This is a genomic window from Pseudomonas sp. G11 (assembly GCF_029457515.1).
Lineage (GTDB): Bacteria > Pseudomonadota > Gammaproteobacteria > Pseudomonadales > Pseudomonadaceae > Aquipseudomonas > Aquipseudomonas gorinensis.
This window is the reverse complement of sequence record NZ_CP120377.1, coordinates 2,104,709-2,131,325: the sequence shown is the minus strand read 5'-3', so window position 1 is coordinate 2,131,325 and position 26,617 is coordinate 2,104,709. Positions and strand designations below refer to the sequence as shown.

24 protein-coding genes are annotated in these 26,617 nt (G+C 56.2%); 14 read left to right on the top strand and 10 right to left on the bottom strand.

Going from position 1 to position 26,617, the window contains the following annotated elements:
* Positions 1 to 5: 5 nt before the first annotated feature.
* The 3 genes from kdpB to kdpF are packed head-to-tail and all read right to left on the bottom strand — an operon-like array spanning position 6 to position 3,868.
* Positions 6 to 2,069, bottom strand: a complete 2,064-nt coding sequence (kdpB, locus tag P2T68_RS09755) for a potassium-transporting ATPase subunit KdpB (RefSeq protein ID WP_024074182.1) — start codon at positions 2,067 to 2,069, stop codon at positions 6 to 8.
* A 5-nt stretch (positions 2,070 to 2,074) separates the two neighbouring features.
* Complete coding sequence (gene kdpA / locus P2T68_RS09750) at positions 2,075 to 3,769, bottom strand: potassium-transporting ATPase subunit KdpA (protein WP_069075534.1); 1,695 nt, start codon at positions 3,767 to 3,769, stop codon at positions 2,075 to 2,077.
* Positions 3,770 to 3,778: 9 nt separating this feature from the next.
* Positions 3,779 to 3,868 (bottom strand): K(+)-transporting ATPase subunit F, encoded by a 90-nt coding sequence (kdpF, locus tag P2T68_RS09745; RefSeq protein ID WP_003218754.1) that lies wholly within the window; start codon positions 3,866 to 3,868, stop codon positions 3,779 to 3,781.
* Between the two features lie 404 nt (positions 3,869 to 4,272).
* Here kdpF and eat point away from each other — a divergent pair, with 404 nt between their 5' ends.
* The gene (gene eat, locus P2T68_RS09740; RefSeq protein ID WP_024074180.1) at positions 4,273 to 5,637 is read left to right on the top strand and encodes an ethanolamine permease; all 1,365 of its coding nucleotides are present in this window, start codon (positions 4,273 to 4,275) and stop codon (positions 5,635 to 5,637) included.
* A gap of 111 nt (positions 5,638 to 5,748) precedes the next feature.
* The gene (locus tag P2T68_RS09735; RefSeq protein WP_012722955.1) at positions 5,749 to 5,916 is read left to right on the top strand and encodes a DUF2897 family protein; all 168 of its coding nucleotides are present in this window, start codon (positions 5,749 to 5,751) and stop codon (positions 5,914 to 5,916) included.
* 8 nt (positions 5,917 to 5,924) lie between these two features.
* Here P2T68_RS09735 and P2T68_RS09730 read toward each other — a convergent pair whose 3' ends face one another.
* Both P2T68_RS09730 and P2T68_RS09725 read right to left on the bottom strand, forming a co-directional pair.
* Positions 5,925 to 6,773: a DUF1989 domain-containing protein gene (locus P2T68_RS09730; RefSeq protein WP_150055074.1), complete on the bottom strand. Its 849-nt coding sequence runs from the start codon at positions 6,771 to 6,773 to the stop codon at positions 5,925 to 5,927.
* A gap of 15 nt (positions 6,774 to 6,788) precedes the next feature.
* On the bottom strand, positions 6,789 to 7,433 hold the full coding sequence (locus P2T68_RS09725) for a GntR family transcriptional regulator (RefSeq protein ID WP_102624386.1): 645 nt from the start codon (positions 7,431 to 7,433) through the stop codon (positions 6,789 to 6,791).
* 134 nt (positions 7,434 to 7,567) lie between these two features.
* Here P2T68_RS09725 and P2T68_RS09720 point away from each other — a divergent pair, with 134 nt between their 5' ends.
* Positions 7,568 to 8,146 carry a TetR/AcrR family transcriptional regulator gene (locus P2T68_RS09720; RefSeq protein ID WP_024074177.1) on the top strand — a complete coding sequence of 193 codons (579 nt, stop codon included), beginning with the start codon at positions 7,568 to 7,570 and terminating at the stop codon, positions 8,144 to 8,146.
* A gap of 14 nt (positions 8,147 to 8,160) precedes the next feature.
* Here the strand turns inward: P2T68_RS09720 and P2T68_RS09715 are convergent, their stop codons facing one another.
* Complete coding sequence (locus tag P2T68_RS09715) at positions 8,161 to 8,493, bottom strand: helix-hairpin-helix domain-containing protein (RefSeq protein WP_150055072.1); 333 nt, start codon at positions 8,491 to 8,493, stop codon at positions 8,161 to 8,163.
* A gap of 502 nt (positions 8,494 to 8,995) precedes the next feature.
* Between P2T68_RS09715 and P2T68_RS09710 the strand changes: the two genes are divergently transcribed.
* From P2T68_RS09710 to P2T68_RS09660, 11 genes are all read left to right on the top strand, one after another.
* The gene (locus P2T68_RS09710) at positions 8,996 to 9,985 is read left to right on the top strand and encodes an FAD-binding oxidoreductase (protein WP_277379303.1); all 990 of its coding nucleotides are present in this window, start codon (positions 8,996 to 8,998) and stop codon (positions 9,983 to 9,985) included.
* A gap of 12 nt (positions 9,986 to 9,997) precedes the next feature.
* Positions 9,998 to 10,771 carry a glucose-1-phosphate cytidylyltransferase gene (gene rfbF / locus P2T68_RS09705; RefSeq protein WP_277379302.1) on the top strand — a complete coding sequence of 258 codons (774 nt, stop codon included), beginning with the start codon at positions 9,998 to 10,000 and terminating at the stop codon, positions 10,769 to 10,771.
* 2 nt (positions 10,772 to 10,773) lie between these two features.
* Positions 10,774 to 11,859 (top strand): CDP-glucose 4,6-dehydratase, encoded by a 1,086-nt coding sequence (gene rfbG / locus P2T68_RS09700; protein ID WP_277379744.1) that lies wholly within the window; start codon positions 10,774 to 10,776, stop codon positions 11,857 to 11,859.
* Between the two features lie 24 nt (positions 11,860 to 11,883).
* On the top strand, positions 11,884 to 13,197 hold the full coding sequence (rfbH, locus tag P2T68_RS09695; protein ID WP_277379301.1) for a lipopolysaccharide biosynthesis protein RfbH: 1,314 nt from the start codon (positions 11,884 to 11,886) through the stop codon (positions 13,195 to 13,197).
* 3 nt (positions 13,198 to 13,200) lie between these two features.
* Positions 13,201 to 14,916, top strand: a complete 1,716-nt coding sequence (locus P2T68_RS09690) for a thiamine pyrophosphate-binding protein (protein WP_277379300.1) — start codon at positions 13,201 to 13,203, stop codon at positions 14,914 to 14,916.
* Positions 14,916 to 15,848, top strand: a complete 933-nt coding sequence (locus P2T68_RS09685; protein WP_277379299.1) for an NAD-dependent epimerase/dehydratase family protein — start codon at positions 14,916 to 14,918, stop codon at positions 15,846 to 15,848. The genes P2T68_RS09690 and P2T68_RS09685 overlap by 1 nt, the downstream gene beginning before the upstream one ends.
* On the top strand, positions 15,845 to 17,155 hold the full coding sequence (locus tag P2T68_RS09680; RefSeq protein ID WP_277379298.1) for a hypothetical protein: 1,311 nt from the start codon (positions 15,845 to 15,847) through the stop codon (positions 17,153 to 17,155). The genes P2T68_RS09685 and P2T68_RS09680 overlap by 4 nt, the downstream gene beginning before the upstream one ends.
* Positions 17,152 to 18,135, top strand: coding sequence for a glycosyltransferase (locus tag P2T68_RS09675; RefSeq protein ID WP_277379297.1), 984 nt, complete (start codon positions 17,152 to 17,154; stop codon positions 18,133 to 18,135). Before P2T68_RS09680 ends, P2T68_RS09675 begins: the two co-directional genes overlap by 4 nt.
* Before the next feature lie 121 nt (positions 18,136 to 18,256).
* Positions 18,257 to 18,835, top strand: coding sequence for an acyltransferase (locus P2T68_RS09670; RefSeq protein ID WP_277379296.1), 579 nt, complete (start codon positions 18,257 to 18,259; stop codon positions 18,833 to 18,835).
* Positions 18,836 to 18,877: 42 nt separating this feature from the next.
* Entirely contained in the window at positions 18,878 to 19,675 is a 798-nt protein-coding gene (locus P2T68_RS09665; protein ID WP_277379295.1) for a glycosyltransferase, read from the top strand.
* Positions 19,668 to 20,885 (top strand): hypothetical protein, encoded by a 1,218-nt coding sequence (locus tag P2T68_RS09660; protein WP_277379294.1) that lies wholly within the window; start codon positions 19,668 to 19,670, stop codon positions 20,883 to 20,885. The genes P2T68_RS09665 and P2T68_RS09660 overlap by 8 nt, the downstream gene beginning before the upstream one ends.
* Positions 20,886 to 20,951: 66 nt before the next feature.
* Here P2T68_RS09660 and P2T68_RS09655 read toward each other — a convergent pair whose 3' ends face one another.
* The 4 genes from P2T68_RS09655 to wecB all read right to left on the bottom strand — a co-directional run bounded on the left by P2T68_RS09655 (position 20,952) and on the right by wecB (position 26,568).
* Positions 20,952 to 22,946, bottom strand: coding sequence for a nucleoside-diphosphate sugar epimerase/dehydratase (locus tag P2T68_RS09655; protein ID WP_277379293.1), 1,995 nt, complete (start codon positions 22,944 to 22,946; stop codon positions 20,952 to 20,954).
* Positions 22,947 to 23,042: 96 nt separating this feature from the next.
* Positions 23,043 to 24,056: a glycosyltransferase family 4 protein gene (locus P2T68_RS09650; protein WP_277379291.1), complete on the bottom strand. Its 1,014-nt coding sequence runs from the start codon at positions 24,054 to 24,056 to the stop codon at positions 23,043 to 23,045.
* A 115-nt stretch (positions 24,057 to 24,171) separates the two neighbouring features.
* The gene (locus P2T68_RS09645; protein WP_277379290.1) at positions 24,172 to 25,437 is read right to left on the bottom strand and encodes a glycosyltransferase family 4 protein; all 1,266 of its coding nucleotides are present in this window, start codon (positions 25,435 to 25,437) and stop codon (positions 24,172 to 24,174) included.
* Complete coding sequence (gene wecB / locus P2T68_RS09640; RefSeq protein WP_277379289.1) at positions 25,438 to 26,568, bottom strand: UDP-N-acetylglucosamine 2-epimerase (non-hydrolyzing); 1,131 nt, start codon at positions 26,566 to 26,568, stop codon at positions 25,438 to 25,440.
* Positions 26,569 to 26,617 lie beyond the last annotated feature (49 nt).

Here is a 26,617-nt window from a genome sequence, read left to right as displayed (position 1 = left end):
TCGGGTCAAACCAGGTGCAGCGCAGTCAGCAGCATGTCGATCGCCTTGATGCCCACGAATGGCACCAGGATCCCGCCCAACCCGTAGATCAACAGATTGCGCCGCAGCAATGCCGCCGCACTCGCCGCTTGCACCCGTACACCGCGCAGGGCCAGGGGGATCAACACCACGATGATCAGCGCGTTGAACACGATGGCCGAGAGGATCGCGCTTTGCGGACTCTGCAAGTGCATCACGTTGAGCACACCCAATTGCGGGTAGATCGAGGCGAACAGCGCCGGCAGGATCGCAAAGTACTTGGCCACGTCGTTGGCGATGGAAAAGGTTGTCAGCGCGCCACGGGTCACCAGCAATTCCTTGCCGATCTGCACCACGTCCAGCAGCTTGGTCGGGTCGCTGTCGAGGTCGACCATGTTCGCGGCCTCGCGAGCGGCCTGGGTACCGTCGTTCATGGCCATGCCGACGTCCGCCTGGGCCAGCGCCGGGGCGTCGTTAGCACCGTCGCCGCACATGGCAACCAAGCGACCGTCATTTTGCTCATGGCGAATGCGTGCGAGTTTTTTCTCTGGAGTGGCTTCGGCGAGTACGTCATCCACGCCGGCTTCGGCCGCAATCGCAGCAGCGGTCAGCGGGTTGTCGCCGGTCACCATCACGGTGCGAATCCCCAGCTTGCGCAGTTCGGCGAAACGTTCGCGAATGCCAGGCTTGACCACGTCTTTGAGATGGATCGCCCCCAGCAACTTGCCATCGGCGCACACCAGCAACGGTGTGCCACCGCTCTGGGCGATCTTGTCGATCTCCCGCGATAGCGCGGGTTGCAGGTCGCTGCGTGGTTGACCGATAAACGCCAGCAGCGAATCCACGGCGCCTTTACGGAACACGCGTCCCTGGTAGTCGACGCCAGATAAGCGGGTTTCAGCGGTGAACGGGACGGCGGTCAATTCATCCAGGGACGGCTCGGCCTGAGGGTGCAAGGCCCGCAGGTATTCGACGATGGATTTGCCTTCCGCCGTGTCATCCGCCAGCGAGGCCAGCAGTGCGCCTTCGGCCAACTCCCGTCCGCTCACACCCGGTGCCGCGACCACGGCCGAGCAGCGACGGTTACCAAAGGTGATGGTGCCGGTCTTGTCCAACAGCAACACATGCACGTCCCCCGCCGCTTCCACGGCGCGGCCGGACTTGGCGATGACATTGAGGCGCACCAGGCGGTCCATGCCAGCGATACCGATGGCCGACAACAAGCCCCCGATGGTGGTCGGAATCAACGTTACCAGCAGGGCGACCAGGAACACCAAGGGCAGGCTGCCATTGGCGAAGTGAGCGAACGGTTGCAGCGTCACTACCACCAACAGGAAGATCAGGGTCAGGCCGATCAGCAGGATATCCAGCGCGACTTCATTGGGGGTTTTCTGGCGCTTGGCCCCTTCCACCAGGGCAATCATGCGGTCCAGGGTCGACTCGCCAGGGTTGGCGGTGATGCGGATCAGCAGCCAGTCCGAGACTAGGCGTGTGTTGCCGGTGACGGCGGAACGGTCGCCGCCGGACTCGCGGATCACGGGGGCGGATTCACCGGTGATCGCCGCTTCGTTGACCGCCGCGATACCTTCGATGACCTCGCCGTCGCCGGGGATCATTTCCCCGGCGGCGACGCGCACCACATCGCCTTTGCGCAGGCTGGTGGCCGGCACGACCTTGAAACTGCCATCGGCTTCCTTGCGGCGCGCGCTCAAGCCCTCGCTGCCGGCCTTGAGGCTGTCGGCGCGGGCCTTGCCACGCCCTTCGGCCAAGGCTTCGGCGAAGTTGGCGAACAGCACGGTGAACCACAGCCACACGGCGATCTGCACGGCGACGAAGGTCGGCACCGCCGTGTCCGGCACAAAGCACAGCACGGTGGTGAGGATCGCGGTCAGCTCGACCACCAGCATCACCGGCGAGCGTTGCAACTGGCGTGGGTCGAGCTTGACGAACGCCTGGACCAGCGCCGGGCGCCACAGGGCGGAAATAGCGGTTTTGGCGGGTTCCTGGTGTTTGACCGGGGTCGCGTTTTTTGCAGGCATATTCATTTTCATATCCCTCAGAAACCCATGCTCAAGTGTTCAGCAATGGGGCCTAGCGCCAGCGTTGGCAGGAAGGTCAGGCCGCCCACCAGCAAAATGGTCACGGTCAACAGGGTCACGAACAGCGGGCCGTGGGTGGGGAAGCTGTTCTGGCCAATCGGTGCGGTTTTCTTCATCGCCAGGCTGCCGGCCAGGGCCAGTACCGGGAGGATGTAGCCGAAACGACCGATCAACATGCCCAGGCCCAACATCAAGTTATGGAACGGGGTGTTGGCACTGAAACCGCCAAACGCCGAACCGTTGTTGGCACTGGCTGAGGTATAGGCATAGAGCAATTGACTGAAACCATGGGGGCCGGGGTTGCTGATGGCACTGGCCGGGCCAGGCAAACTGGAGGCAATAGCTCCCAGCACCAGCACGCCAATCGGCATCACCATCAAGGTCACGACCAGCAATTGCACTTCCTTGGCTTGCAACTTCTTACCCAGGTATTCCGGGGTGCGACCGATCATCAGGCCGGCGAGGAATACGGCAATCAACACATTGAGCAGCATCCCGTACATGCCGGCGCCGACGCCGCCGAAGATCACTTCGCCGACCATCATGTTGACCAGTGCCACCATCCCGCTCAGCGGGTTGAGGCTGTCCTGCATGCCGTTGACCGAACCGTTGGACGCCGCGGTGGTGGTCACCGACCACAGCACGGTACCGGTGGTGCCGAAGCGCGCTTCCTTGCCTTCCAGCGGTGCGGTCTGTTCCACGGCCGGGTTGTTCAGCGCCGGGTTGGGCTGGTACTCGGCCCACAGCGACGTCGCGCCGCCGATCAGGAACAGCGCCAGCATGCAGCCGAGGATCGCACGGCTCTGACGCAGGTCTTTGACGTAGTGGCCGAAGGTGAACACCAGCGCCACCGGGATCAGGATGATCGAGGCCAGCTCGAACAGGTTGGCCCAGGCGGTCGGGTCTTCAAACGGGTGCGCCGAGTTGACGCCGAAGAAACCGCCACCGTTGGTGCCCAATTGCTTGATCGCAATCTGGCTCGCCGCCGGGCCCAGAGGGATCACTTGATCCACGCCTTGCAGGGTCACGGCATCCACGTAATGGGCGAAGGTTTGCGGCACGCCCTGCCACACCAGGAACAGCGCCAGCACCAGGCACAACGGCAACAGACCATAGAGAGTGGCGCGGGTCATATCGACCCAGAAGTTACCCAGGGTCTGGGTGGATTTGCGACCGATCCCACGGCACAGCGCGACCAGGACGGCGAGGCCGGTGGCGGCACTGACGAAGTTCTGCACGGTGAGGCCAGCCATCTGGCTGAGGTAGCTCAGGGAGGCTTCACCGCTGTAGGACTGCCAGTTGGTGTTGGTCATGAAACTGACCGCGGTGTTGAAGGCCAGGGTCCATTCCTGACCCGGCAATTTCTGCGGGTTCAGTGGGAGATAGTCCTGGAACAGCAGGATCGCGAACAACAGCAAAAAGCCCGCGAGGTTGAACGCGAGCAAGGCCAGCATGTATTTCTGCCAGCTTTGTTCCTGCTGCTCATCTACCCCGGCAATGCGATAACACGCACGCTCGACCGGGCCGAACACGGGGGTGAGCCAAGTGCGCTGGCCTTCCATCACCTTGTAGTAGAACCGACCCAGAAACGGCGCCGGCACCAGCACCACGGCAAAGAAGGCGATGATCAGCCAATAGTCATAACTGTGCATAGCCCGCTCCTAGTTCCGATCCGCGCGTAACAGCGCAACCAGCAGATAAATGAACAGCGCCACGGCCAATAGCAGTGACACCCCGTCCAGAACGCTCATGGAAGTCTCTCCGTTTAGCGGCGAGTGCCGCGTGTGGGGCAATTGTCGGCAGGAGTGGTGTAAAGGAACGAGAGCGACGGGGTGGTCGGGGCGTAAAGACGGCGTAAAGAGTGGGTTTATGCGGGGTTTACAGGGGGGGTTGTGCTGGATTGGAGGGCCTCATCGGGGGCAAGCCCACTCCCACACTTGGCCTGCGTACACCGGTCAAAATGTGGGAGGAGGCTTGCCCCCGATGAGGCCCTCCCAGCCACCCCCGCACTTATCTGGTGCAATACCGGAAAATTTCAAACGCCAAACCATCCCCCAGACGACAGTTGCGCCGCTTTACGACACGGTTGGGAGGCATGGCATGTCCGCTGCAACACCTTGAATCACATTCCAAACCGTTCACGGAGCGCATCACGATGAACACACAACTCAAACCCACCCTAGGCACCCTGCACTTATGGGGCATCGCCGTCGGGCTGGTGATATCCGGTGAATACTTCGGCTGGAGTTATGGCTGGGGCGTTGCCGGGACCCTGGGCTTCCTGGTGACCTCATTGATGGTCGCGGCGATGTACACCTGCTTTATCTTCAGTTTCACCGAGCTGACGACGGCGATTCCTCATGCGGGTGGGCCGTTTGCCTACAGCCGTCGCGCCTTCGGGGAGAAAGGTGGCTTGATCGCGGGGCTCGCGACCTTGATCGAGTTCGTCTTCGCACCGCCTGCGATCGCATTGGCCATCGGCGCCTACCTGAACGTGCAGTTTCCGGCACTGGACCCCAAACACGCGGCCGTCGGCGCCTACATCGTCTTTATGGGCCTGAACATCCTCGGCGTGAAACTCGCCGCCACCTTCGAATTGGTGGTGTGCGTGCTTGCTGTCGCCGAGCTTCTGGTGTTCATGGGCGTGGTCGCCCCGGCCTTCAGCTTCAGCAATTTCGCACTGAACGGCTGGGCCGGTTCCGACACCTTCGGCGCCCCGGCGATTGCCGGGATGTTTGCCGCGATCCCCTTCGCCATCTGGTTTTTCCTCGCCATTGAAGGTGCGGCCATGGCGGCTGAAGAGGCAAAAGATCCCAAGCGCACCATTCCAAAGGCCTACATCAGCGGCATCCTGACCCTGGTGATCCTGGCCATGGGCGTGATGTTCTTCGCCGGCGGCGTGGGTGACTGGCGCACCCTGTCGAATATCAACGACCCGCTGCCACAGGCGATGAAAACCGTGGTGGGTGAAAGCTCCGGCTGGCTGCACATGCTGGTATGGATCGGCCTGTTCGGGCTGGTGGCCAGTTTCCACGGCATCATCCTGGGCTACTCGCGCCAGTTCTTCGCCCTGGCCCGTGCCGGTTACCTGCCGTCTTTCCTGGCCAAACTGTCACGCTTTCAGACACCGCACCGGGCAATCATCGCCGGCGGCGTGGTCGGCATCGCGGCGATCTACAGCGACGGCCTGATCAACCTCGGCGGCATGACACTGACCGCGGCGATGATCACCATGGCGGTGTTCGGCGCCATCGTGATGTACATCATGAGCATGCTCAGCCTGTTCAAACTGCGCAAAACCGAGCCGCTGCTGGAGCGCACCTTCCGCGCACCGGGTTATCCGATCGTGCCGGGCATTGCGCTGATGCTGGCGGTGGTATGCCTGGTGGCCATGGCCTGGTTCAACGCGCTGATCGGCTTGATCTTCCTGGGTTTCATGGTGGCGGGTTTCATCTACTTCCAGTTGACCGCGCAGGATCGTGCGGATGCGCCAGCGGACGCAATGTTGACCGGGCTCTAAGGTTAATGAGGCGGAACAGGCCTACACTGAACTACTCAGAAAGCCTGTTACTCAAAGCAGTTATTACCGTGGGAAAACTCTCCCACGGCAATCTGCCTCAAGGAGAGCGTTATGCCGTGGTACGCATGGTTGATTTTGGTGGTTGCGATCGGGTCGATCGTCGGTGGGTTGATGATGCTGCGTGACAGCGCCAACAAGGTGGAACTTACCGACGAACAACGCAAACGCGTGGCCGAGCGCAATGCCCAGGCGGATGCCAAGGATGCGCAGGATCGTTGAACCTTGGGTTACTCCCAAGCCGCCTTGGCAATATGCAACCCGTGCTGCCCCTTATAGGCAGCACGCTCCGGCTGGCTCCAGCCGTTCAACAACTCATCCTCCAACCGATAGATCTCAACCCCCAGCGGCCGGCACACCGTCAGCGGGTCCTGTGCATCCGGCCCCCACATCGGCAACGACAGATCGCCACCCGGGCAGGTCGACAGCGCACACAGCAAATCAATCTCGGCAAAAAACTCCAGGTAATCGCCCTTCTGCGCTGGGCAGGCTTTCATGAAGTACATATCGTCGTGATTGAGGCCTGTGCACTGGAAAATATTCAGTACGTCATGCACGTCGAATTCCGTCAGGCCGTGGGGCAGCACCGCGCGAGTCAGGTTTGAGTGACAGTGATGATGGAAATCCTCCCCCGTGAGCATGCGGTTCACATAGGGATCACAGCGCGTGCCGAGCAAATCGTGCAGGCGACCGCCATGCTCGTCGATGCCATAACTCGCCAGGCTGTCATCGGTGATGGTCACCAGGGGCCGCAGAAATGGCAGGTTCGACCATAGCCGGTCATGGGTGCTGACATGCGCGCCCTGCAATTGACGCGTACGCGCCGCCCACAGACGTTCGCGCGGGTCGTTGGCGTTCCACACGTTGAAGTCGCCCACCTGCGGCCCCACCGGCGTGGTGACACGAAACACATGCCCGGCCGGCACCTTCCACGCCCTCCCCGTGCGAATCGGCACCTCGAACTGCTCGATCAACGTACGCTGGTCTTTTCGTTCACGAATGCGCTCGTAAAATGCCACGTCGACCTGCAACGCCGAACCTTTGCTGACCTGATAAGCGGCCGGATAGTCTTTGTACATGATTCAGATCCTCGATCAGGGGTGGGTAAACAGGGCCAACGACAGGCGTTCCGAATCCTCCAGATACACGCGCATCGCATCACCTGCCGCGGGTTTATCGCCTTGGACCAGTAACGCGTAGATCTCACGATCGCGCTCCAGCCAGGGCGACTGGAAGCGCTGCTCATCGGGCGCCGCGCAAAACACCAGGCGCAACTGAGCGATCACCTGGGCGAAAAACTCATCGAACAAAGGGCTGCGCATCAGCCCGACAATCTGTTGATGGAACAACAGGCTGTGGGTCGCCACCGCCCGCCAATCCTCGCGCTCGCGAGCCAGGGTCGTGGCCTCGATCGCGTTCTGCATGCGCTCGGACTGATCCCCCGTCAGCGCGCCGCTCTGGGCAATAGCCTGCAACTCCAAGGTGCGGCGGACGACAAACAGATCACGCACTTCCTCGCGCTCCAATCGGCGGACCATCACCCCTTTGTTACGCACATAGCGGGTCAAGCCCTCCTGCCCCAAACGATGCAACGCCTCGCGAATCGTATTGCGCGACGCGTTGTAGGCCCTGACCAGATCCGCCTCGACCAACGCCATCCCTGGCAAAAGCCGGCCACCGATAATGTCGGCCCGCAGCTCCAGGGCAATCTGGTCAGCTAAAGACAAACTGAGCGTCATCATCACCTCACGATTGTTGAACAATCCATGCGGAAGACGTAATCACGTTTCATGCCAAAGCCCATAGCGCCGAGTAGATGTGTAAAAAGAAACAACTTTCGTTAAAGTGCCGCCACGTCTCACGAGGCAACCTCATGCGTTACTCACCCGACCGTAAAGCCCAGACCCACCAACGCATCATCAAGGAAGCCTCCGCACGCTTTCGCCGCGACGGTATAAGCGCCACCGGCCTGCAACCGCTGATGAAAGCGCTGAACCTGACCCACGGTGGGTTCTATGCGCACTTCAAATCCAAGGATGAACTGGTGGAGAAAGCTCTGCAGGCGGCCGCGGCGGAGTTGGATGCCCATTGCGAAATGCTGTTCAGCCAGGAACGGCCGCTGCAGGCATTTATTGATAGTTACCTGTCGGAATGGCACCTGACCTCACCGGATCAGGGATGCCCGCTGCCCACCATGTCTTCGGAACTGGGCCTGAGGGGCCAACCGAGTACAACCACCGACGACGTGCTTGGCGCAAGGCTCAAGCAGATTGAAACGGCGTTAGGTGATGGACGTGGCGATGCGCAAAGCCTGGTGATGATGTCGACCCTGGTGGGTGCATTGGTACTGGCCAGGAGTGTCGAGAATACGGAACTGTCCGCGCGCATCATGGAAGTGGCACGGGAGAGCCTGAAGGCGCAGATTCCAGAAAACGAAAAGGCCGGTCAGTGACCGGCCTCCTCCCCTTAGTTGATCGAGAGCCTCTCGCGGTTCTTCTCCAACAGCGCCTTGCCGATGCCCTTTACCTCCAGTAACTCATCCACCGCCGCGAACGGCCCGTTGCTTTCGCGGTAGGCAATGATCGCCTTGGCCTTGGCGGCACCGATGCCGAAGAGATCACGACGCAGGGTTTCGGCGTCGGCGGCATTCAGGTTGACCTTGGCGGCTTGCTCGGCCTGCACCATCTGCGCCGCCATGGGGGTTGGGGGTTCGGGTTTGATCGACGGGGCTGCGGTGGTGGTGACGGAGAGCGTGGTGAGGAAGGCGAAGATTAGGGAGGAGAGGTAGGTGTTTTGCATTGGTGACGCTCCATGACATTGGTAAGAGAAAAGCAGCTTTCCGAAGCTGCTTTTCAAACTTAGGTGATGTTTGGAAGGAGTCAAAAACAGGTGGGTAACAACGTATGACCCCAACCCGCAATGCCAGTGAAACGGCCTGCGCAGCCCCCCGGTTATCCTGCATTTCCAGTTAAGGTCCCAAGCAGGTAGAATTGCCGCCACCAATGGGCAGTCCGCTATTCAATAAGCAGCAAAGTGCCGCGATGTTGCCGCGAGTTGTGTATGCGATTCAGCTGGCGCGCCCTACTGCCAGCAGCTTCTATCCGCTTTAAACTCTACGAAAAATGTCCCCGCCAGGGGCGTAGTCTGCGCACTGAATGTTTTATGACTTTCGGGGTAATGACGACAGGAGATGTATACGTACATGGGTATCAAAAGTATTGGGCAGATGTGGGTCATTCCCCACATTCCAGCGGATAAATCGAATCCTTGTGACGCCAACCCTGAGCGTGGTGCCTGACGCATGTCGATTGTTACACTGTCGAACCACAAGTCGTTTACGGCTGACCCTGGCAAGAGCCTTCTGGATTGCGCTAAGTCACAAGGCATAGTGCTGGAATACAGTTGCCGTACCGGCCGTTGTGGCGTGTGCAAGGCCAACGTGCTTCAAGGCGATACAGAGGTGGTGCAACCGGAACTCGCGCTGACGGAAGAAGAGCGTGCCTGCGGTGCCATCCTGACTTGCTGCCGGGCTGCCGTCACCGATGTCGAGCTGGATCTCGAAGACCTGGGCTTGCTGGCCGACATCCAGATCAAAACCATGCCTTGCCGCCTCGATATCCTGGAACGCCTGGCGGACGACGTGCTACGGGTCGTCCTCAGAACCCCTCCAAAAAGCGCACTCTTCTACCTTCCGGGGCAGTACATCGACGTCATAGGCAAAGATGGCGTGCGCCGTAGTTACTCCATCGCCAATGCCGTACGTGAGGATGCCAAGCTGGAACTGCATATCCGCCACGTACCCGATGGGGTCATGAGCCAGTACTGGTTTGGTGAAGCTCAAGCCAACGACCTGCTCAGGCTGGAAGGCCCGCTGGGCACCTTCTGCCTACGCGGTGCCAGCACTACGAATCTGGTGTTCATGGCAACCGGAACCGGAATCGCCCCGGTCAAGGCCATGCTTGAAGCCTTGAGTGCTGCACCGGAAACACTCCGCGGCAAGTGCATTTACGTTTACTGGGGCGGCCGTACGGAACAGGACCTGTACTGGCAGCCTGATTTCCCATCGCTGGGCCTGACTTACCGCCCCGTGCTCTCACGCGCGGACACACAATGGCCAGGTGCAACAGGCTACGTTCAACAGGCCGTCCTTGCAGAAAGTCTTGACCTGGCCGACACCTCGGTCTATGCCTGTGGCTCCGAAGCCATGATCCACGCTGCACGCGAGCTGCTGACTCAGGCTGGCCTGCCCCTCAAACATTTCCATTCTGATGCCTTTGTAAGCTCGAATTGACCCGGAGACAGCATGAAAGCAGTTATTTTGGCCGGTGGCCTGGGAACGCGGCTAAGCGAAGAAACCAGCGTACGTCCAAAACCCATGGTCGAGATTGGCGGCAAGCCTATTCTCTGGCACATCCTGAAGATGTACTCCGCGCATGGCATCAATGACTTCATTATCTGCTGTGGCTACAAGGGGTATGTGATCAAGGAGTACTTCGCCAACTATTTCCTGCACATGTCCGATGTCACCTTCAATATGCGCGACAACACCATGAAGGTGCACGACCAACGCGCCGAAGACTGGAACATCACCCTGGTCGATACCGGCGACGAGTCCATGACCGGTGGTCGCCTGCGTCGCGTCGCCGACTACGTCAAAGACGAAGAAGCCTTTTGCTTCACCTACGGTGATGGCGTCAGCGATCTTGATATCAGCGCGACCCTGGCCTTCCACAAGTCGCACGGCAAAGCGGCGACGCTCACGGCAACATTCCCGCCCGGCCGTTTCGGCGCGTTGGATATCCAGAAAGGCCAAGTGCTGAACTTCAAGGAGAAACCCAAGGGTGATGGAGCCCTGATCAATGGCGGTTTCTTCGTCTTGAGCCCCACAGTGCTCAAGTACCTGGAGGACGACAGCACTACCTGGGAACAGGAGCCGCTGATGAAACTTGCTGCCGAAGGCCAGCTCATGGCTTACGAACACCCGGGGTTCTGGCAGCCCATGGACACCCTTCGTGACAAACACTATCTGGAGGAGCTTTGGCAGTCGGGCAAAGCGCCCTGGAAATCCTGGGACTGAATATGAAGTCGACCGTTTCTCCTGCCTTTTGGCAAGGCAAAAGAGTCTTCGTGACCGGCCACACGGGGTTCAAGGGCAGCTGGCTGTCACTGTGGCTGACTAGCATGGGCGCACAGGTGAAGGGCTTTGCCCTGGCGCCGCCAACCCACCCTGCCCTGTTCGTCGAGGCCAGGGTGGCCGAAGGCATGGAGTCAGAGCAGGGCGACATTCGCGACCTTGCGGCCATCACCCATAGCATGACGAGCTTCAACCCCGACGTGCTAATCCATATGGCGGCACAGCCACTGGTCCGTTTGTCTTACCGCGAGCCGGTCGAGACCTACGCCATCAACGTGATGGGCAGCCTGCACGTGCTCGAAGCCGCGCGGCAATGCCCCAACCTGCGGGCTATCGTCAACGTCACCACCGACAAATGCTACGAGAACCGCGAGTGGGAATGGGGCTATCGTGAAGACGAACCCATGGGCGGCCATGATCCCTACAGTAACAGCAAAGGCTGCGTAGAGCTGATCACCAGTGCCTACCGCAAGTCGTTTTTCAACCATCCGCAAGGCGCAGCGTTGGCGTCCGGCAGGGCGGGCAATGTGATTGGCGGCGGCGATTGGGCAGAAGACCGGCTGATACCTGATATTCTCGGTGCCTTCGAGAAGGGACAACCCGTCACAATACGCAACCCGAAGGCCACCCGGCCATGGCAACACGTGCTGGAACCGCTCAGTGGATACCTTGTCTTGGCTGAACACCTCTGGACTCTTGGGCATCGCTTTGCCCAAGGCTGGAATTTCGGCCCCAAGGATGAAGATGCACGCCCGGTGGAGTGGATCCTTGATCACATGGTACAGGCCTGGGGTACGGGGGCCAGTTGGGAATTGGACCAGGACCCGCAGCCGCATGAGGCAAACTACCTCAAGCTGGACATTTCCAAGGCACGCGCGCACCTGCACTGGACGCCCAGCTGGAACCTTGAAACCGCGCTCGCCCGGATTGTTACCTGGCATCGCGCCTGGTTGAGCGGCAACGACATGCAGGCCCATTGCCTGGATGAAATCAACGCCTACATGCTCGCCATGCGTGCCAACAGCAACTAACTCTATTTTTTAGCAGGATTTTTCATGACACCCGATATGCTCCGCCAGGAAATCAGCAAGCTCGTCGAGCAATATGCCAACGTCGCATTGGCGAGCAAGCCGTTCGTGGCCGGCGAGACCGTTATCCCACCGTCCGGCAAAGTGATCGGTGCGCGAGAGTTGCAACTGATGGTCGAGGCTTCCCTGGACGGCTGGCTGACCACCGGCCGCTTCAATGCTGAATTCGAGAAAAAACTGGCTGAATTCATCGGAGTCAAATTCCTGCTGTCGGTCAACTCCGGCTCTTCCGCCAACCTGGTTGCCTTCAGCACCCTGACCTCGCCCAAACTTGGCGAGCGGGCGATCAAAAAGGGCGACGAAGTGATTGGCGTGGCAGCGGGCTTCCCGACCACGGTCAACCCCATCGTTCAATTTGGCGCGATCCCGGTGTTTGTCGACGTCGACATGGCCACCCACAACATCAATGCCGACCTGATCGAAGCCGCCATTACCCCAAAAACCAAAGCGATCATGTTGGCCCACACCCTGGGCAACCCGTTCAACCTGGGCAAAGTCAAGGCTTTGTGCGACAAGTACAACCTGTGGCTGGTGGAAGACTGCTGCGACGCCCTGGGTGCAACCTACGACGGCAAGCTGGTCGGCACATTCGGCGACATCGCCACCCTCAGCTTCTACCCCGCCCACCACATCACCATGGGCGAAGGCGGAGCGGTGTTCACCAACAACCCGATGCTCAAAGTGATTGCCGAGTCGTTCCGCGACTGGGGCCGTGATTGCTACTGCGCGCCAGGTTGCGACAACACCTGTGGCGACCGTTTCGGCCAGCAATACGGCAGCCTGCCTCAAGGTTACGATCACAAGTACGTGTATGCACACTTGGGTTACAACCTGAAAATCACTGATATGCAGGCCGCCTGCGGCCTGGCCCAACTCGAGCGGGCCCAGGATTTCATTGACACGCGCAAGCGCAACTTCAAGTTGCTCAAGGAGCGTCTGTCCAGCCTGTCCGAATTCCTCGAGATCGCCGAAGCGACCCCCAATAGCGACCCTTCATGGTTCGGCTTCCCGGTGACACTCAAGGAAAGCAGTGGCGTCAACCGTGTCGACCTGCTCAAGTACCTTGACCAGCACAAAATCGGCACACGCCTTCTATTCGCCGGCAACCTGACCCGACAGCCCTACTTCCAGAACCTGGAGTACCGCGTAGTGGGTGAACTGACCAATACCGATCGCACCATGAACCAGACCTTCTGGCTCGGCGTACAACCGTCGTTGGGGCAGGAGCATTTCGACTTTGTTGGCGAGAAACTGGAAGAATTCTTCGGGATTGGTTTCTAAACGATGAAAGCATCGGATGCAGTGGCGCTGGTTCTTGCACAGAACAAGGTTCTGTATGGTTACGAACTGATCGGCGGAATGATCACGCACCTGGTTGACAGCATCAACCAGTTGGGCAAGACCAAGCTGGTTTCTGTTCACCATGAGCAGGCAGCAGCGTTTGCTGCGTCCGCAGTCGCGCGTGCAACCCACCACGAAATACTCGGCGTCGCCTTGGGCACAAGCGGGCCGGGGGCCACCAACTTGATCACCGGCATCGCCGATTGCTGGCTAGACAGCCATCCCTGCGTATTCCTGACAGGCCAGGTCAACACCTACGAACTCAAAGGCGAGAAAAACATCCGTCAGCAGGGTTTCCAAGAGCTCGACAGCGTGGCGCTGGTCAGCAGCATCACCAAGTACGCTTACCAGATCCGACATGTCGACGAATTGCTCCCATGCTTGCAAGAAGCCATTGATATCGCCAGGAAAGGACGCCCAGGCCCGGTGTTGCTGGATATTCCGATGGATATCCAGCGGGCCGAAATTGATGACGCTCGGGTGAAAGCGTTGCTGGCCCCTCAGGCCGAACAGGCTGTGACTAAGATGCACACATCTGACATAGAGGCGGTCGGCAGAGCTCTGGCATCCGCACAGAGACCGTTGATCTTGCTGGGCGGGGGCGCAGTCAATACGCGTAGCTTTGCGCAATGGCTCGAACAACTGGAAACATCAGGAGTTCCCTTTGTCGCCAGCCTGAAAGGGGCGGAAAAGATTCCGGCAAGTGCCAATTACCTAGGAATGCTGGGTGCTTATGGTACGCGCGCCGCCAATTACGCAGTGCAAAACTGTGACTTCCTGCTGGTACTGGGCAGCCGCATGGATGTTCGCCAAACGGGTGCAAAACCCGAGGACTTCGCGCGCAAGGCCAGGATCGTACAAATCGACCTGATGGAAGGGCAACTGAACAACCGGGTTCAGGCGCATTCGTCCCATGTGATGGACCTGAACACATTTTTCGCTGGGTTCACTATATCCAACCTGCCGAAAAACGCAGCATGGCCTGAGTGGACGGATCAGTTACGAACTGATTTCGAGCGCAGTTTCATCGACGAGTACACCGACTGGTCCGTCAGTCCCTTTGTGATTTTTTCGGCTCTGGCCGAGCAGACCAAAGGGCTCGCCGTCGATTATGTTGCCGACGTGGGCAATAACCAGATGTGGGCCGCCCACACACTACGCCTGAGCCGTGACCAATCCATGCATCACTCCGGTGGACTGGGCACCATGGGCTTTGCGATTCCAACCGCCATAGGCGTATGCAACGCAGGTCAAAAACCTGTGATCGTCATCACCGGCGATGGTGGTGCCCAGCTCAATATCCAAGAGCTGGACATCATCGCGCGCGACCGGCTGCCCGTGCTGGTGGTCGTATTCAACAACCACTCGCTGGGAATGGTTCGCGGCTTTCAGGAAATGTATTTCGAGGGGCGCAACTCGTCGACCTACTGGAATGGCTACACTTCTCAGTTCAAAGCCATAGGCGAGGCCTATGGCATTGAGTCCTCAGTGGCCACCACACACGATGCGTTTACGGCGCAGGTCAGGTCATTTGTTGAGTCACCTCGGCCCGCACTGATCGAATTGATGATGCCTGACGCCCGGGAATGTCGGCCTCGGCTTGAGTTTGGCCGGTCGATCGATGAACAACTGCCTGAAAAACCACGGACGCCACGCTGATGCATATCGCAATATTTGGCGCAAACAGCCAAATTGCCAAAGACCTGACTCGCTCTCTGGTGGCGGATACAGACTGCACACTGGGCCTGTTTTTGCGCGACAAGAACAAACTCGATGCGTCCGGATTGACGCTGGCAGAACAGAGAAGAATCAACGTCTTCGAGTACGCCGAATTTAATACCAAAACCCATTTCGATGCGATTATCAACTTTGTCGGGATCGGCGATCCTGCTCTGGCGGTGAAGATGGGTTCAGCCATTTTTGAGGTGACCTATGAATATGACAAGCTGGCACTGGACTATCTTAAAATCAATAACAAGTGCCGCTACCTGTTCCTGAGCAGCGGTGCCGCCTATGGTTGCAACTTTGACGCCCCCGTAAATGCTCAAAGCCTTGCTTTATTCGACCTAAACAACCTGAAAGCAACGGATTGGTATGCGGTGGCAAAATTTTATGCCGAGGCACGTCATCGGACTTATACAGACCACAACATTGTTGACGTCCGGGTGTTCAATTATTTCAGCCGGTCGCAGGACTTGAGTGCGCGTTATTTCATCACAGACGCTCTGCGCGCTATTCATGAAAATACCGTATTGACTACGTCAGCGCTTAATATATATCGCGACTACATAACACCCGTCGACTTTTACGGTTTGATAGTCAACACGCTGAGGTTTAGTGGTGATATCAATCTGGCCGTCGATTGCTATACAAAGGGCTCCACCGATAAATTTTCAATCCTGAATCATCTTCACGAAAATTTTGGTCTGCAGTTCACTGTCGAGGGCGCATCGCCAGCGCTCAATGCCACCGGCACCAAGCAGCACTACTACTCCGAGAACAAAGTTGCAGCGACATTGGGCTATCGACCCCACTTCAACTCCCTTGATGGGTTGACACATGAAATCGAACGTTCTCAACTCTTCAAATGAATTTAAAAAAAATACTCAATCACGACTTCCGCAACACTGCAATCAATCAGCTTTGGCGACTGCTCTCGGGCCCAGCCCTGCTGATATTGGTGCCAATCTATTTATCACCTGAAGCGCAAGGCTACTGGTATACGTTTATCAGTATGGCTGCACTCGCCGTGTTTGCAGACATGGGGTTTTCTGCGGTATTGCTTTTATTCGCCTCACATGAGTTCGCTCACCTTAAATTCAATAGCCAGAAAGAACTCTCTGGCCCCCCTGAAAATATCAGCCGCCTCGCGACACTGCTGTCCTTTGCCATGAGGTGGGCGACCGTGATGGCACTGGTCGTTTTCCCCGCTGTGCTTGCGATAGGCTACTATATCCTAAGTGGCAAGAACGTCGCCCTCAATTGGCAGCTCCCATGGCTGCTTTATGGGGCTGCATCAGTCCTGGTCTTTATCAACAGCATTGCGTTGTCGTTTATCGAGGGCTGCGACAGCGTAGGCGATATTCAAAAAATTCGTTTTCACATCAGCATCATCAGTGTCCTAGTCAGCGTCGGTCTGCTGATCACCGGCGCCAACCTGTATGCACTGGCCCTTTCTTTATTGGCAAGCGCGCTGGCCGGTTCCGTGATCATCCTTCGTCGCTACAAGGCCATGCTCAGTCAACTGTATAGGCTGGCCAGGCTAAATAGCCATCCATGGTTCAAGGAAATCATGCCGCTCATGTGGCGGTTTGCACTGAGCTGGATAAGTGGATACTTCGTTCTATCGATTTTCACACCGCTCACGTTCAACTATCACGGCGCAGTACAAGCAGGCCAGGTGGGCTTGTCGATTGCTGTTTGTATGGCCATGTTCAGTATCGCCAATATCTGGATAACCATTATCACGCCAAAAATAAATATTTTCGCGGCGCAGAGCAATACTCTGCAACTGGATAGAATTTTCAAAAAAGGGATTTCGCTGTCCATCATGACTTACGTCGCAGGCATGGCGGCACTGTTTACCTTCACTTGGTTTATGAAAGACCATCCCCTCGTAGAAAACCGTCTGTTGCCGACCCCCTCTTTGTTGATGGTCTGCGTAGGCTGGTTGCTGCAATTGACCATCAACGCGATGGCCATCTATATGAGAGCACATAAAAAAGAGCCGCTCGTGATGGTATCGGTGAGCAATGGGCTGTATGTGGCGATCACGACATGGCTGGCGGCAAAATACCTTCCATTCGAATACCTGTTTTCCGGCTTCGTCAGTGCCTACCTGCTTGTCCTGCCATGGGTTTACTGGATTTTCCGATCATTCAAAAGGCCGTCGCCATGAGTCTGCAACCTAACCCGTTGTTATCGATCGCCCTGCCCACGTATAACCGTGCAGATTTTCTTGACTGTTCTTTGGCTGAGCACATACCAGCATTCAGAAAACACAACATTCAAATATTTATATCGGACAACGCCTCGACCGACGACACGGCAACGATCGTTGAAAAGTGGAAAGCCGATTACCCCCTGCTGCACTATTCACGAAACAGTGAAAACCTGGGAGCCGACCTAAACTTCCAAAACGCACTATTGCTTTCAACTACGGAATACACCTGGCTGCTAGGTGACACTTCGAAAATCCATGCCAAAGACATTGAAACCGTCTTGAACCTGCTATCAACCGATAAGACATACGATGCCGTGCTGGTCAATCTGGTGGGGAAAATTGATATTCCAAGCACCACCTATCAGGATGCCGATACATTACTCGAAGATCTTGGCGGCTTGATGAGCTGCATGAGCTGTCTGATCTATAATAAGTCGATGATAGCGAGCGCCAACTTCCCCCGTTATACCGACTCCAACTTCATACAAACGGGAATCATCTTCGAATCTATTGCACGACGCCCATTCATGATCCACTGGCTACACCAAGTCTCCATTAAGTCACTTGAAAACCAGCGATTGACCAAAACCAGCTGGGCCCACACCGACAAAATTTTCAAGATCGGCCTGACTAGTTGGGTAAACTTCATCCTCTCATTGCCTGTCAGTTATTCACTCGCAAGTAAGCTCAAGGCATGCACGCGCTTTGGCGAAGTGTCAGGCGCTTTCACTGTCAAAGGCATGGTTTCGTTGAGGTCGCGAGGGTTGTTAAACTACCGCGTCTACAGGGAGTATCGGAAGGTCTTGAGGTTAGCGGTGAACTACCCTGGCTGGATAGTAATGGTGATATCCGTTTTTCCGCAACCATTGCTCAAAGGCTTGGCCGAGCTGTACCTGCGGCGGACGCGTAATCCCCCCCCATCGCCACGCGATTAGGTTACCTTGCACTCAGCTTTTATCTGTCAATGCATGCCAGCACGAGTAAACTGCGGTGTCATACGTCCTTGAGAAACTAAAGCAACACCATCTGTTCATTATTCCGCTACTGGTAGGTCGAATGCTATTGGTATGGCGTGCATTCATTCATCTTCGCATCTTGCCCAGAGCAGGGCGTCTTGCGTACCTTGGCCGCGCCCCCAAGGTTTTTGGCCTCGAACACATCACATTAGGCAATAACTTCAGAGTTGGTGAAGGGCTGTGGTTACATGCCATCTCTCAATACATCAGCTTCACCTATCAACCTTGTATCGAAATTGGCGAGAATTTTTCTGCCAGCGACCACTTGCATATTGCGTGCTGTAATGGGGTCACCATCGGCAGTAATGTTTTGATGGGCAGCAAAATCCATATTACAGACCACTCCCACGGCTCATACTCGGGGGAGGACCAGTCCAGCCCCTACGAAACACCTTTCGAACGAAAGTTGTCCAGCAGTGGCCCTGTGACCATTGGCGACAACGTATGGATCGGGGACAATGTCGTCATATTGCCGAACACCTCCATTGGCAGTGGGTCTATCATCGGTGCCAATAGCGTCGTCGCCAAAGATATCCCGTGCAACGTCATCGCCGTGGGTAGCCCCGCTAGGGTCGTGAAAGTATGGAGCGATAAAGAGAGCAAATGGTTAAGTGTTTAAACGTGACCTGGTTCGGGCGGCTCCACATATCAAAGGTATGGCATGACACGTAAGATTGCAGTAGGGATTGTTGTCTATCACGCCGGCGTTGAATTACTGCGCAGGCTTGAATTGACTTCGGCAAACGGGTTTGAAGTCTATATATTCGACAATTCACCTGATAATGCCAGCGTGCGAGAATTTGCCGAACATTCTCCGCAGATCCACTATTTTACCTGTGGTAAAAATCTGGGGCTGGGAATCGGTATATCAACAGTATGTGCCAATGCCTATCAGCGGGGCCACTCGGCGCTTCTGTTTTTTGATCAGGACACGGGATTCAACGAAGAAACACTGACCTATGTCGAAAAAAACTATACCGACAACCTCGACGCTTACAATTCGTTCAGCGCGATCGCTTTCAAGGCCGATGGAAGCGCGTCAGTACGGGACGTGCCCCTACTGATCAACAGCGGCAGTCTTTATTTCCTGGATAAACTCAAAGCCCTTGACTGGATGGATTGCAGCTACTTTGTCGACAGCGTGGATTATAAACTCTGCCTGGACTCCTTGAACAAGGGTTACCGAATTGGCGTCTGCGGAGCTACACCTGGCTTCGACCATATCACCGAGCAGGCTGACAGCCGCTACCGTATTGCGGGTCGCACGTATTCAATGCGGGCGTACTCATGGTCCAGAATAAAAGACACGGTATCCTCGAACCTAAAACTTATTTTTTCTGCGCTCATGAGCTGCCAGTTCGGCTTCGCGCTCAGAATCACAAGATTACTGACCCTCTATTGCACTTCTCAGATCCTCGTCAGGGTAATCAATACATTAGGAATATTTAAACGTGACTGATGAAAAAGGCATGACCGTCGAGCGCTCAGCCATTTTTACTGTGTGTAACTTAGCTTACTTGTCCAAAGCGTTGGTGCTGGCCGAGTCGCTGGTTAAATTCGGTCAACCTAAACTGAAGATTTATATTTTTGATCGCAAGGTCGAGATGGATCTCCCAACTCACCTGGCAGAGTTCCATTGGGTTGAAGAGATCGGATTGCCAGATGTCCGGCACTACGCCTTCAAATACGACATCGTGGAGTTCAGCACCAGCCTCAAGCCCTGGATCACTTTGAAGCTGCTTGAGCAGCACGAGAAGGTTATCTTCCTTGACCCCGACACGTGCGTATTCAGCCGCCTAGATGGCCTATGGGACGAACTCGGTAAGCGTGACATCATTCTAACGCCCCACTACGTCACGCCTCATGTCGAGGGTGATGTCGGGATGCTTCGCTTTGGCTCCTTCAACCTGGGCTTCTACGCAGTTTCCAATACGCCAGAAGGGATACGCTTTCTACAGTGGTGGAATGAACGCTGCCTGGAGCATTGCTATTTCGAAACGCAATTCGGGCTATCGACCGATCAGAAGTGGGTCAGCATCGCGCCATGCTTCTTCCCGACCCTGCACGTATCGTTCAATCTTGGCTACAACATGGCTTTTTGGAATAGCCATGAGCGCACCCTGTCCCCTGATGGCCAGGGAGGCTATACGGTAAACGGGGAGTTCCCGTTGATTTTCTTCCACTTCAGTTCATTTGACGAGAAACATCCGGAGCTCTTGAGCAAGCGAGCATTTGCGGGAAGGGAGCAAAAACGTGAAGACCTATTGGAAGTCAGTTTCTATTACAAGGAACGACTCTCCAGCTTTTCAGCCTTTCCTTCCAGCGCAGTCTACGCCTTTGATTATATGAGCAACGGGAAATACATTTCGCCTACGCTGAGAAGGGCCTACGCCAGCGTACTGGATGAGCTGCCTGCTGGCCATGAGCCTTTCGATGCCAGCGGCCCCGTCTACCAATTTGCCAAAAAGAACTACTTGTTCGAAACAGGCGGGCCATACAAATCGGCGGGGTTTGGTGATGCACAAAATCATTCTGGAAAACTTCAGGTCATCAACTCGTTACTAAAGGCTGTTCTTTACATCGTAGGCCCTAATAGGTTCATGAACATATCGAGACTGTTCGTCTACCTTTCGAGCTTCAGACTGAACAAGAAGCTTTGGAAGCTTTAACCAAAGTTTTCCCTTACGCGACGCCTGATGGGCCCACATAGGCCCATCAGGGCGTTGACAAGATGATCAGACTTCGCGGTGTCGCTGAATGTGCATCCAGTCGACGATTTCACCTTCCGGGCTATAGCCACTGACGGTGTCTTTCAAGAGTTGCCTGACGAGCGCAAAATCGCCCTCCTCAACAGCCGTCAATAACCCCTGCAACCTACCCTTGAGTACTTCCCACCCCAGAAGCTCTTCATTGGCTCGCATGATCATTGGATGACGGGTTGGCGCCACGTTGTCGCCAATCAACAACTCTTCATATAGCTTTTCACCAGGACGCAGCCCACTGAAACTAATCAGGATATCTCCGTGCGGGTTTTTCTCGGAGCGGATACTCAGGCCCGAGAGATGAATCATCTTTTCTGCGAGCTCTACGATCTTTACAGGCTCACCCATATCCAGCACGAAAACGTCGCCCCCCTGCCCCATCGAGCCCGCTTGGATAACCAGTTGCGCCGCCTCGGGAATAGTCATGAAATAGCGGGTTATCTTCGGATGAGTCACCGTCAAAGGGCCTCCCGCCTGGATCTGCTTATGAAACAACGGGATAACTGAACCTGACGAACCCAGTACGTTGCCAAAGCGAACCATGGTGAAACGGGTCTTGTTGACGCGCGCGATATTCGATGCATCACCAAACAACGTCGGCGCCAACTCCTTGCTCAAGGCTTGCAACACAAGCTCTGCCAACCGCTTGGTGCTGCCCATGACGTTGGTTGGCCGCACAGCCTTGTCGGTTGAAATGAGCACAAAGTTCTCGACACCCGCCCGCAACGCGGCCTGCGCAGTATTCAGGGTGCCAATCACATTATTGAGGATACCCTCGGCAATATTGTGCTCAACCATGGGCACATGCTTATAGGCTGCCGCATGGTAGACCGTATCAACTGACCAGGTGTTCATGACCTCCAGCAGTTTGTCCTGATGCCGCACCGAACCGAGGATGGGTAGCAACGTCACATTCAACGATTCTGATTGAACTCGCTGCTCAAGTTCGGAAAGGATGCAGTAGAGGTTGTACTCACTATGGTCGAACAACAATAAGCTGGTGGGTTCCAGCGTGAGAATCTGCCGGCAAAGCTCCGACCCGATCGAACCGCCCGCGCCAGAAACCAGCACGACACGGTGCTTGATGCATCGCTCCAGCAGTTCGGGCTGCGCAGGTACAGGGTCCCTACCCAGCAGGTCGGCAATGTCGACTTCCTGGATGTCATCGACTTTGACGCGACCGCTGGCCAGATCCATGAAACCGGGAACACTACGCACATGCAGCGGGTATCCCTCCAGATAACCCAGTATCTCTCGACGGCGAGCCCGTGTAGATGACGGGATGGCCAGCAACAGCTCTTCGGCGCCCGTCTCATCGATCATCTGCTGGATCCGCTTGGGCTTGTACACCTGTAACCCCGAGATGATGCGATCCGAGATCCCGTTGTCATCATCGATGAAGGCCACCGGACGCATTACCCGCCCTAGCCGCAAGGCGGCCACCAATTGATTACCCGCAGCCCCGGCACCGTAAATAGCGACCTTAGTCAAACCATCATCACGACTGGTGAACGGCACGTGTTGCGCCGCGGTAAACCAGTCGCCCTGAAAGTACTGACGCATGGCCAGGCGCAGGCCGCCAATGATGACCATGCTCAACCACCAATAGTTGAATACGATCGAACGCGGCACCACCGTCTGGTGATTGCTGTACAAGTACACCACCAGCGCCAGCAACAATGCAGAGAGGCTCACGGCCTTGATGATTGCAATCAGTGCGTCATTGCCGAAATAACGCATGACCGCCCGGTACATGCCAAAGTGGATAAATAGCGGGATGGCAATAACCGGCGCGCTGAGAAACAGCCAAAAATGAACTACGAAGGGATTGTTAAGGTCATCAAACCCCAGGCGAACGACAAATGCCAGCCACAGTGCCCCCCACACCAGGACGATGTCGGTCACTACTTGCAAGAAACGTTTATGCCTGCGCGGCAAGCCCACTAATCGGGCACGTAGACTATCCATAAACCCTTTTATACCTCAGTCCCTAGTACTGCCAGCAAAAAATGGCAGTCACGTACGTGTGCAGCAACCTTTTCAAACACCAGCCCCAACCAACAATCACACTTTTTCCAACTCGCCCGCATGAAACTTGATCGCCAACACTATAAGCGGAACATACGCCACCAGTAGCCCAATAACACCGTCAAAGCCCAAGCCAACGAAGAGAGCGATAGGCAGCAACCACAATAGATTGATCGCCATCACCGTCAGCGTCACTGGCAAGTGGCGCCCGGCCTGGCGCGATGCATACTGATAGGCATGACTGCGGTGCGCTTCATATACCTTATCCCCCCGCAACAGGCGTCGCCCCAAGGTGAAGGTGGCATCAACAACAAATACGCCCAGCAAAATCAGCCACACCCACAGCATCTGAGGGGCCACCCAGGCCGCTTGCAGTGACAACACGCCGATCACGCCCCCCAAGAAGCCACTCCCCGCATCGCCCATGAAAATGCGCGCGGGGGGAAAGTTCCAGTACAAAAATCCAAGCACGGCGACCGCCAACAACATCGGTGCGAGCATGAGACTTTCCAGTCCTGTCAGCCAGTACACCAAGCACGCCCCTGAACAAGCGCAGACGGCCTCGACGCTGGCAATGCCGTCAATACCATCCATGAAGTTGTACAAGTTCAGCATCCAGACCAAATACAGAGCCGCCAGCACATGCCCGAACCACCCGAGGTCCAATTCAACCCCGCTCAGGCTGATCGTGGGCAGCCCTCCCATCCAACACAACGCCCAAATGGCGGCGCCGAAATGGGCCAATAGACGCCAACGGGCAGCTATATGGCCGTGATCATCGAGAAACCCAACCACGGCGATCAATACTCCCGCCCCCAGCAATGGCCATGCAGCACTCCAACTGACCCAGCCGGCAAGCGCCACGAGCACCAACACCACCAGGTAAGTCAGCACGATTGCGACCCCCCCTCCTCGCGGCGTGGGAACAGAGTGCGAACTGCGACCATTGGGAATGTCCATCAAGCTACGCGATAAAGCATAGCGACGCAGTACCCAGGTCAACAGAAGCGACGCTAGGAGTACTGCGGCAAACACAAACCAGATGGTCATTTCGCAAACAATTCCTGAAACAGATACGGGCAAAAGGGCTGGTTAGACCTGACAGGCGCTTTACACAGGTAACGCTTCGCCGTCATGAACCGCATTGATGAGCAAAGGGTTCTGGTCATCGATCATTACGCCTCAAGGTCGCTTTTCTAAATAGCGCCTCAAGACGGTCGAACAAAGTGTCCTTGGAAAAATGCTCAAGGTAGTAACGTCTGCCCTGCAGGCCCATGTTCTCAAGCTCGGACTTGGGTAAGACGCCCATGGTGCGCACGATACGCGCCAATCCTTGAGCATCGCCCGAACCACACACCATTCCCGCACCGGACTCTACAACGACTTTGGCCGCTTCGCCGTCAATCATGGCAATTACGGGTTTCCCCGAAGCCAGGTAAGCCTGAACCTTGCCTGGAATGGTTTTCTCGAAAACATCATTAGTCCTCAACGAAACCAGCAAGGCGTCCGCGACGGCGAACAGCGCCGGCATTTTTTCCAAGGGATGCCTACCAAGCAGCATCACGTTGTCCATGCGGTTTTCCGCCACATGTTTGGTCAGCCATTGACTTGCCCGACCATCCCCCACAATCACCCAGCGTACAGGCAGATCGGCTTCGACAGCCTTGACTGCGGCCATGATGGCTGGAAAATCCTGAGCATCGCCGATGTTACCGGCGAAAAGGATCGTAAATACGGCATCGTCACGCTGCAGTAGATCCGAAGGTCCCTGCACCTCTCCGGAAAACTCATCCTCGGCCCAACTAGGGAAATACACCAACCGATCGGCGCCAATTGCACGTGTGCAGTACTCCTTGACGTTCTGGTCAAACGAACGCGACTGCAACAACAGGTAATCAGTACGGTTGTAGATCCAGGACACCACCTTGCCAACCAGTCCAAGCAATTTCGGGCTTTCGACAACCCCAACCGCCCTAAGGCTTTCCGGCCAAAGATCCAGCACCCATATGAGTACCGGAGCCCTTTTCAATCGCCCAAGCAACAGAGCAGGGATCGCCCCCATGATAGGCGACACGCCATACACAAAGATGGAGTCGAACGACTGACCACGCAGTTTGTAACTGCCAATGACTGAGGCACTGCTGAAAAACGAGAGGTAATTCATGGCCAGCGTGAAATTGCCCTTACCTCGCACCAACATCGGCACCCTGATCACATGGGCTCCCTGATAATTGGAAAACTGCGTAGGATCACTCCGAAAATCGGCAAAAATCTGCCCTTCCGGGTAATTAGGTAGACCCGTGAGCACCGTCACATCATGACCTTTGGCGACAAAGCCTTCGACCATGTTGTTGATACGCATGTTCTCGGGCCAGAAATACTGGGTCACCACCAGAATCTTCAGTGGTTTTTCCTGGGAGAGGCTATCCAATCAATATTGCTTCCATACAGTGCGCATAACGTAGTCACGATAGCTATGGATGATCCGCACAACCTTTTCGGCAACATTTGGCATGCTGTAATCGGCAACCAACCGCAACGTCCGCTCCGCCCCAGTTGCCTGGCTTTCCAGGAGCTGCAGGCCTTGCAGGGCGCGCTCAACTTCCAGTCCGACCATCATGACCGCCGCCTCCTCCATCCCTTCAGGCCGCTCATGGGCCTCACGCAGATTCAGTGCAGGGAAATTGAGGATCGATGACTCTTCGTTGATGGTGCCACTGTCCGATAGCACCGCCTTGGCCGTCAGTTGCAGTTTGTTGTAGTCCTTGAACCCCAGCGGCTTGAGCAATTGCACATTCTTGTGAAAGGTTACGCCCATCGCGTCAACGCGCTTTTGCGTACGAGGGTGCGTGGTCACGATCACCGGCAAATCATACTGGGCAGCAACGGTGTTCAACACGCCGACCAACTTGATAAAGTTTTTGTCGGAATCAATGTTTTCTTCACGGTGGGCACTCACCACGAAAAACTTGCCGGCTTCCAGACTGAGCCGCCCTAGTACATCCGACGTTTCGATGCCATCACGGTAATAATTAAGCACTTCAAACATAGGGCTACCGGTCTTGATCACCCTATCCGGCGGCAATCCTTCGCTCAGCAGGTAATCACGCGCGATGCTGCTATAGGTCAGGTTGATGTCTGCGGTGTGATCAACGATGCGGCGATTGATCTCTTCAGGAACACGCATGTCAAAACAGCGATTGCCTGCTTCCATGTGAAATGTCGGGATTTTACGGCGTTTGGCCGGAATCACCGCCATGCAGCTGTTGGTGTCGCCGAGAATCAGAAGGGCTTCTGGCTTCACCTCTTCCAGCACCTGGTCCACCGCAATGATCACGTTGCCGATCGTTTGCGCACCACTCGCGCCCGCTGCATTGAGAAAATGATCGGGCTTACGAATACCGAGATCCTGGAAAAAAATCTCGTTCAATTCGTAATCGTAGTTCTGCCCGGTATGCACCAGGATGTGTTCACAGTGTTCATCCAGCTTGGCAATCACCCGCGACAAGCGAATGATTTCGGGACGAGTCCCCACGACCGTGACAACTTTCAGCTTTTTCATTTCAACACTCTTCCAGAATCATTGGCATCGGAGCTGTTCGCACCATGCA

Coding starts and splice junctions, on each gene's coding strand:
- rfbF (WP_277379302.1), top strand. CDS start 9,998: ATGAAAGCAGTTATTTTGGCCGGTGGCCTGGGAACGCGGCTAAGCGAA.
- P2T68_RS09650 (WP_277379291.1), bottom strand. CDS start 24,056: ATGACCATCTGGTTTGTGTTTGCCGCAGTACTCCTAGCGTCGCTTCTG.
- P2T68_RS09670 (WP_277379296.1), top strand. CDS start 18,257: ATGCTATTGGTATGGCGTGCATTCATTCATCTTCGCATCTTGCCCAGA.
- kdpA (WP_069075534.1), bottom strand. CDS start 3,769: ATGCACAGTTATGACTATTGGCTGATCATCGCCTTCTTTGCCGTGGTG.
- P2T68_RS09715 (WP_150055072.1), bottom strand. CDS start 8,493: ATGCAAAACACCTACCTCTCCTCCCTAATCTTCGCCTTCCTCACCACG.
- rfbH (WP_277379301.1), top strand. CDS start 11,884: ATGACACCCGATATGCTCCGCCAGGAAATCAGCAAGCTCGTCGAGCAA.
- P2T68_RS09675 (WP_277379297.1), top strand. CDS start 17,152: ATGAGTCTGCAACCTAACCCGTTGTTATCGATCGCCCTGCCCACGTAT.
- P2T68_RS09655 (WP_277379293.1), bottom strand. CDS start 22,946: ATGGATAGTCTACGTGCCCGATTAGTGGGCTTGCCGCGCAGGCATAAA.
- wecB (WP_277379289.1), bottom strand. CDS start 26,568: ATGAAAAAGCTGAAAGTTGTCACGGTCGTGGGGACTCGTCCCGAAATC.
- P2T68_RS09685 (WP_277379299.1), top strand. CDS start 14,916: ATGCATATCGCAATATTTGGCGCAAACAGCCAAATTGCCAAAGACCTG.
- P2T68_RS09690 (WP_277379300.1), top strand. CDS start 13,201: ATGAAAGCATCGGATGCAGTGGCGCTGGTTCTTGCACAGAACAAGGTT.
- eat (WP_024074180.1), top strand. CDS start 4,273: ATGAACACACAACTCAAACCCACCCTAGGCACCCTGCACTTATGGGGC.
- P2T68_RS09680 (WP_277379298.1), top strand. CDS start 15,845: ATGAATTTAAAAAAAATACTCAATCACGACTTCCGCAACACTGCAATC.
- P2T68_RS09665 (WP_277379295.1), top strand. CDS start 18,878: ATGACACGTAAGATTGCAGTAGGGATTGTTGTCTATCACGCCGGCGTT.
- P2T68_RS09735 (WP_012722955.1), top strand. CDS start 5,749: ATGCCGTGGTACGCATGGTTGATTTTGGTGGTTGCGATCGGGTCGATC.
- P2T68_RS09720 (WP_024074177.1), top strand. CDS start 7,568: ATGCGTTACTCACCCGACCGTAAAGCCCAGACCCACCAACGCATCATC.
- P2T68_RS09710 (WP_277379303.1), top strand. CDS start 8,996: ATGTCGATTGTTACACTGTCGAACCACAAGTCGTTTACGGCTGACCCT.
- kdpF (WP_003218754.1), bottom strand. CDS start 3,868: ATGAGCGTTCTGGACGGGGTGTCACTGCTATTGGCCGTGGCGCTGTTC.
- rfbG (WP_277379744.1), top strand. CDS start 10,774: ATGAAGTCGACCGTTTCTCCTGCCTTTTGGCAAGGCAAAAGAGTCTTC.
- P2T68_RS09730 (WP_150055074.1), bottom strand. CDS start 6,773: ATGTACAAAGACTATCCGGCCGCTTATCAGGTCAGCAAAGGTTCGGCG.
- kdpB (WP_024074182.1), bottom strand. CDS start 2,069: ATGAAAATGAATATGCCTGCAAAAAACGCGACCCCGGTCAAACACCAG.
- P2T68_RS09725 (WP_102624386.1), bottom strand. CDS start 7,433: ATGACGCTCAGTTTGTCTTTAGCTGACCAGATTGCCCTGGAGCTGCGG.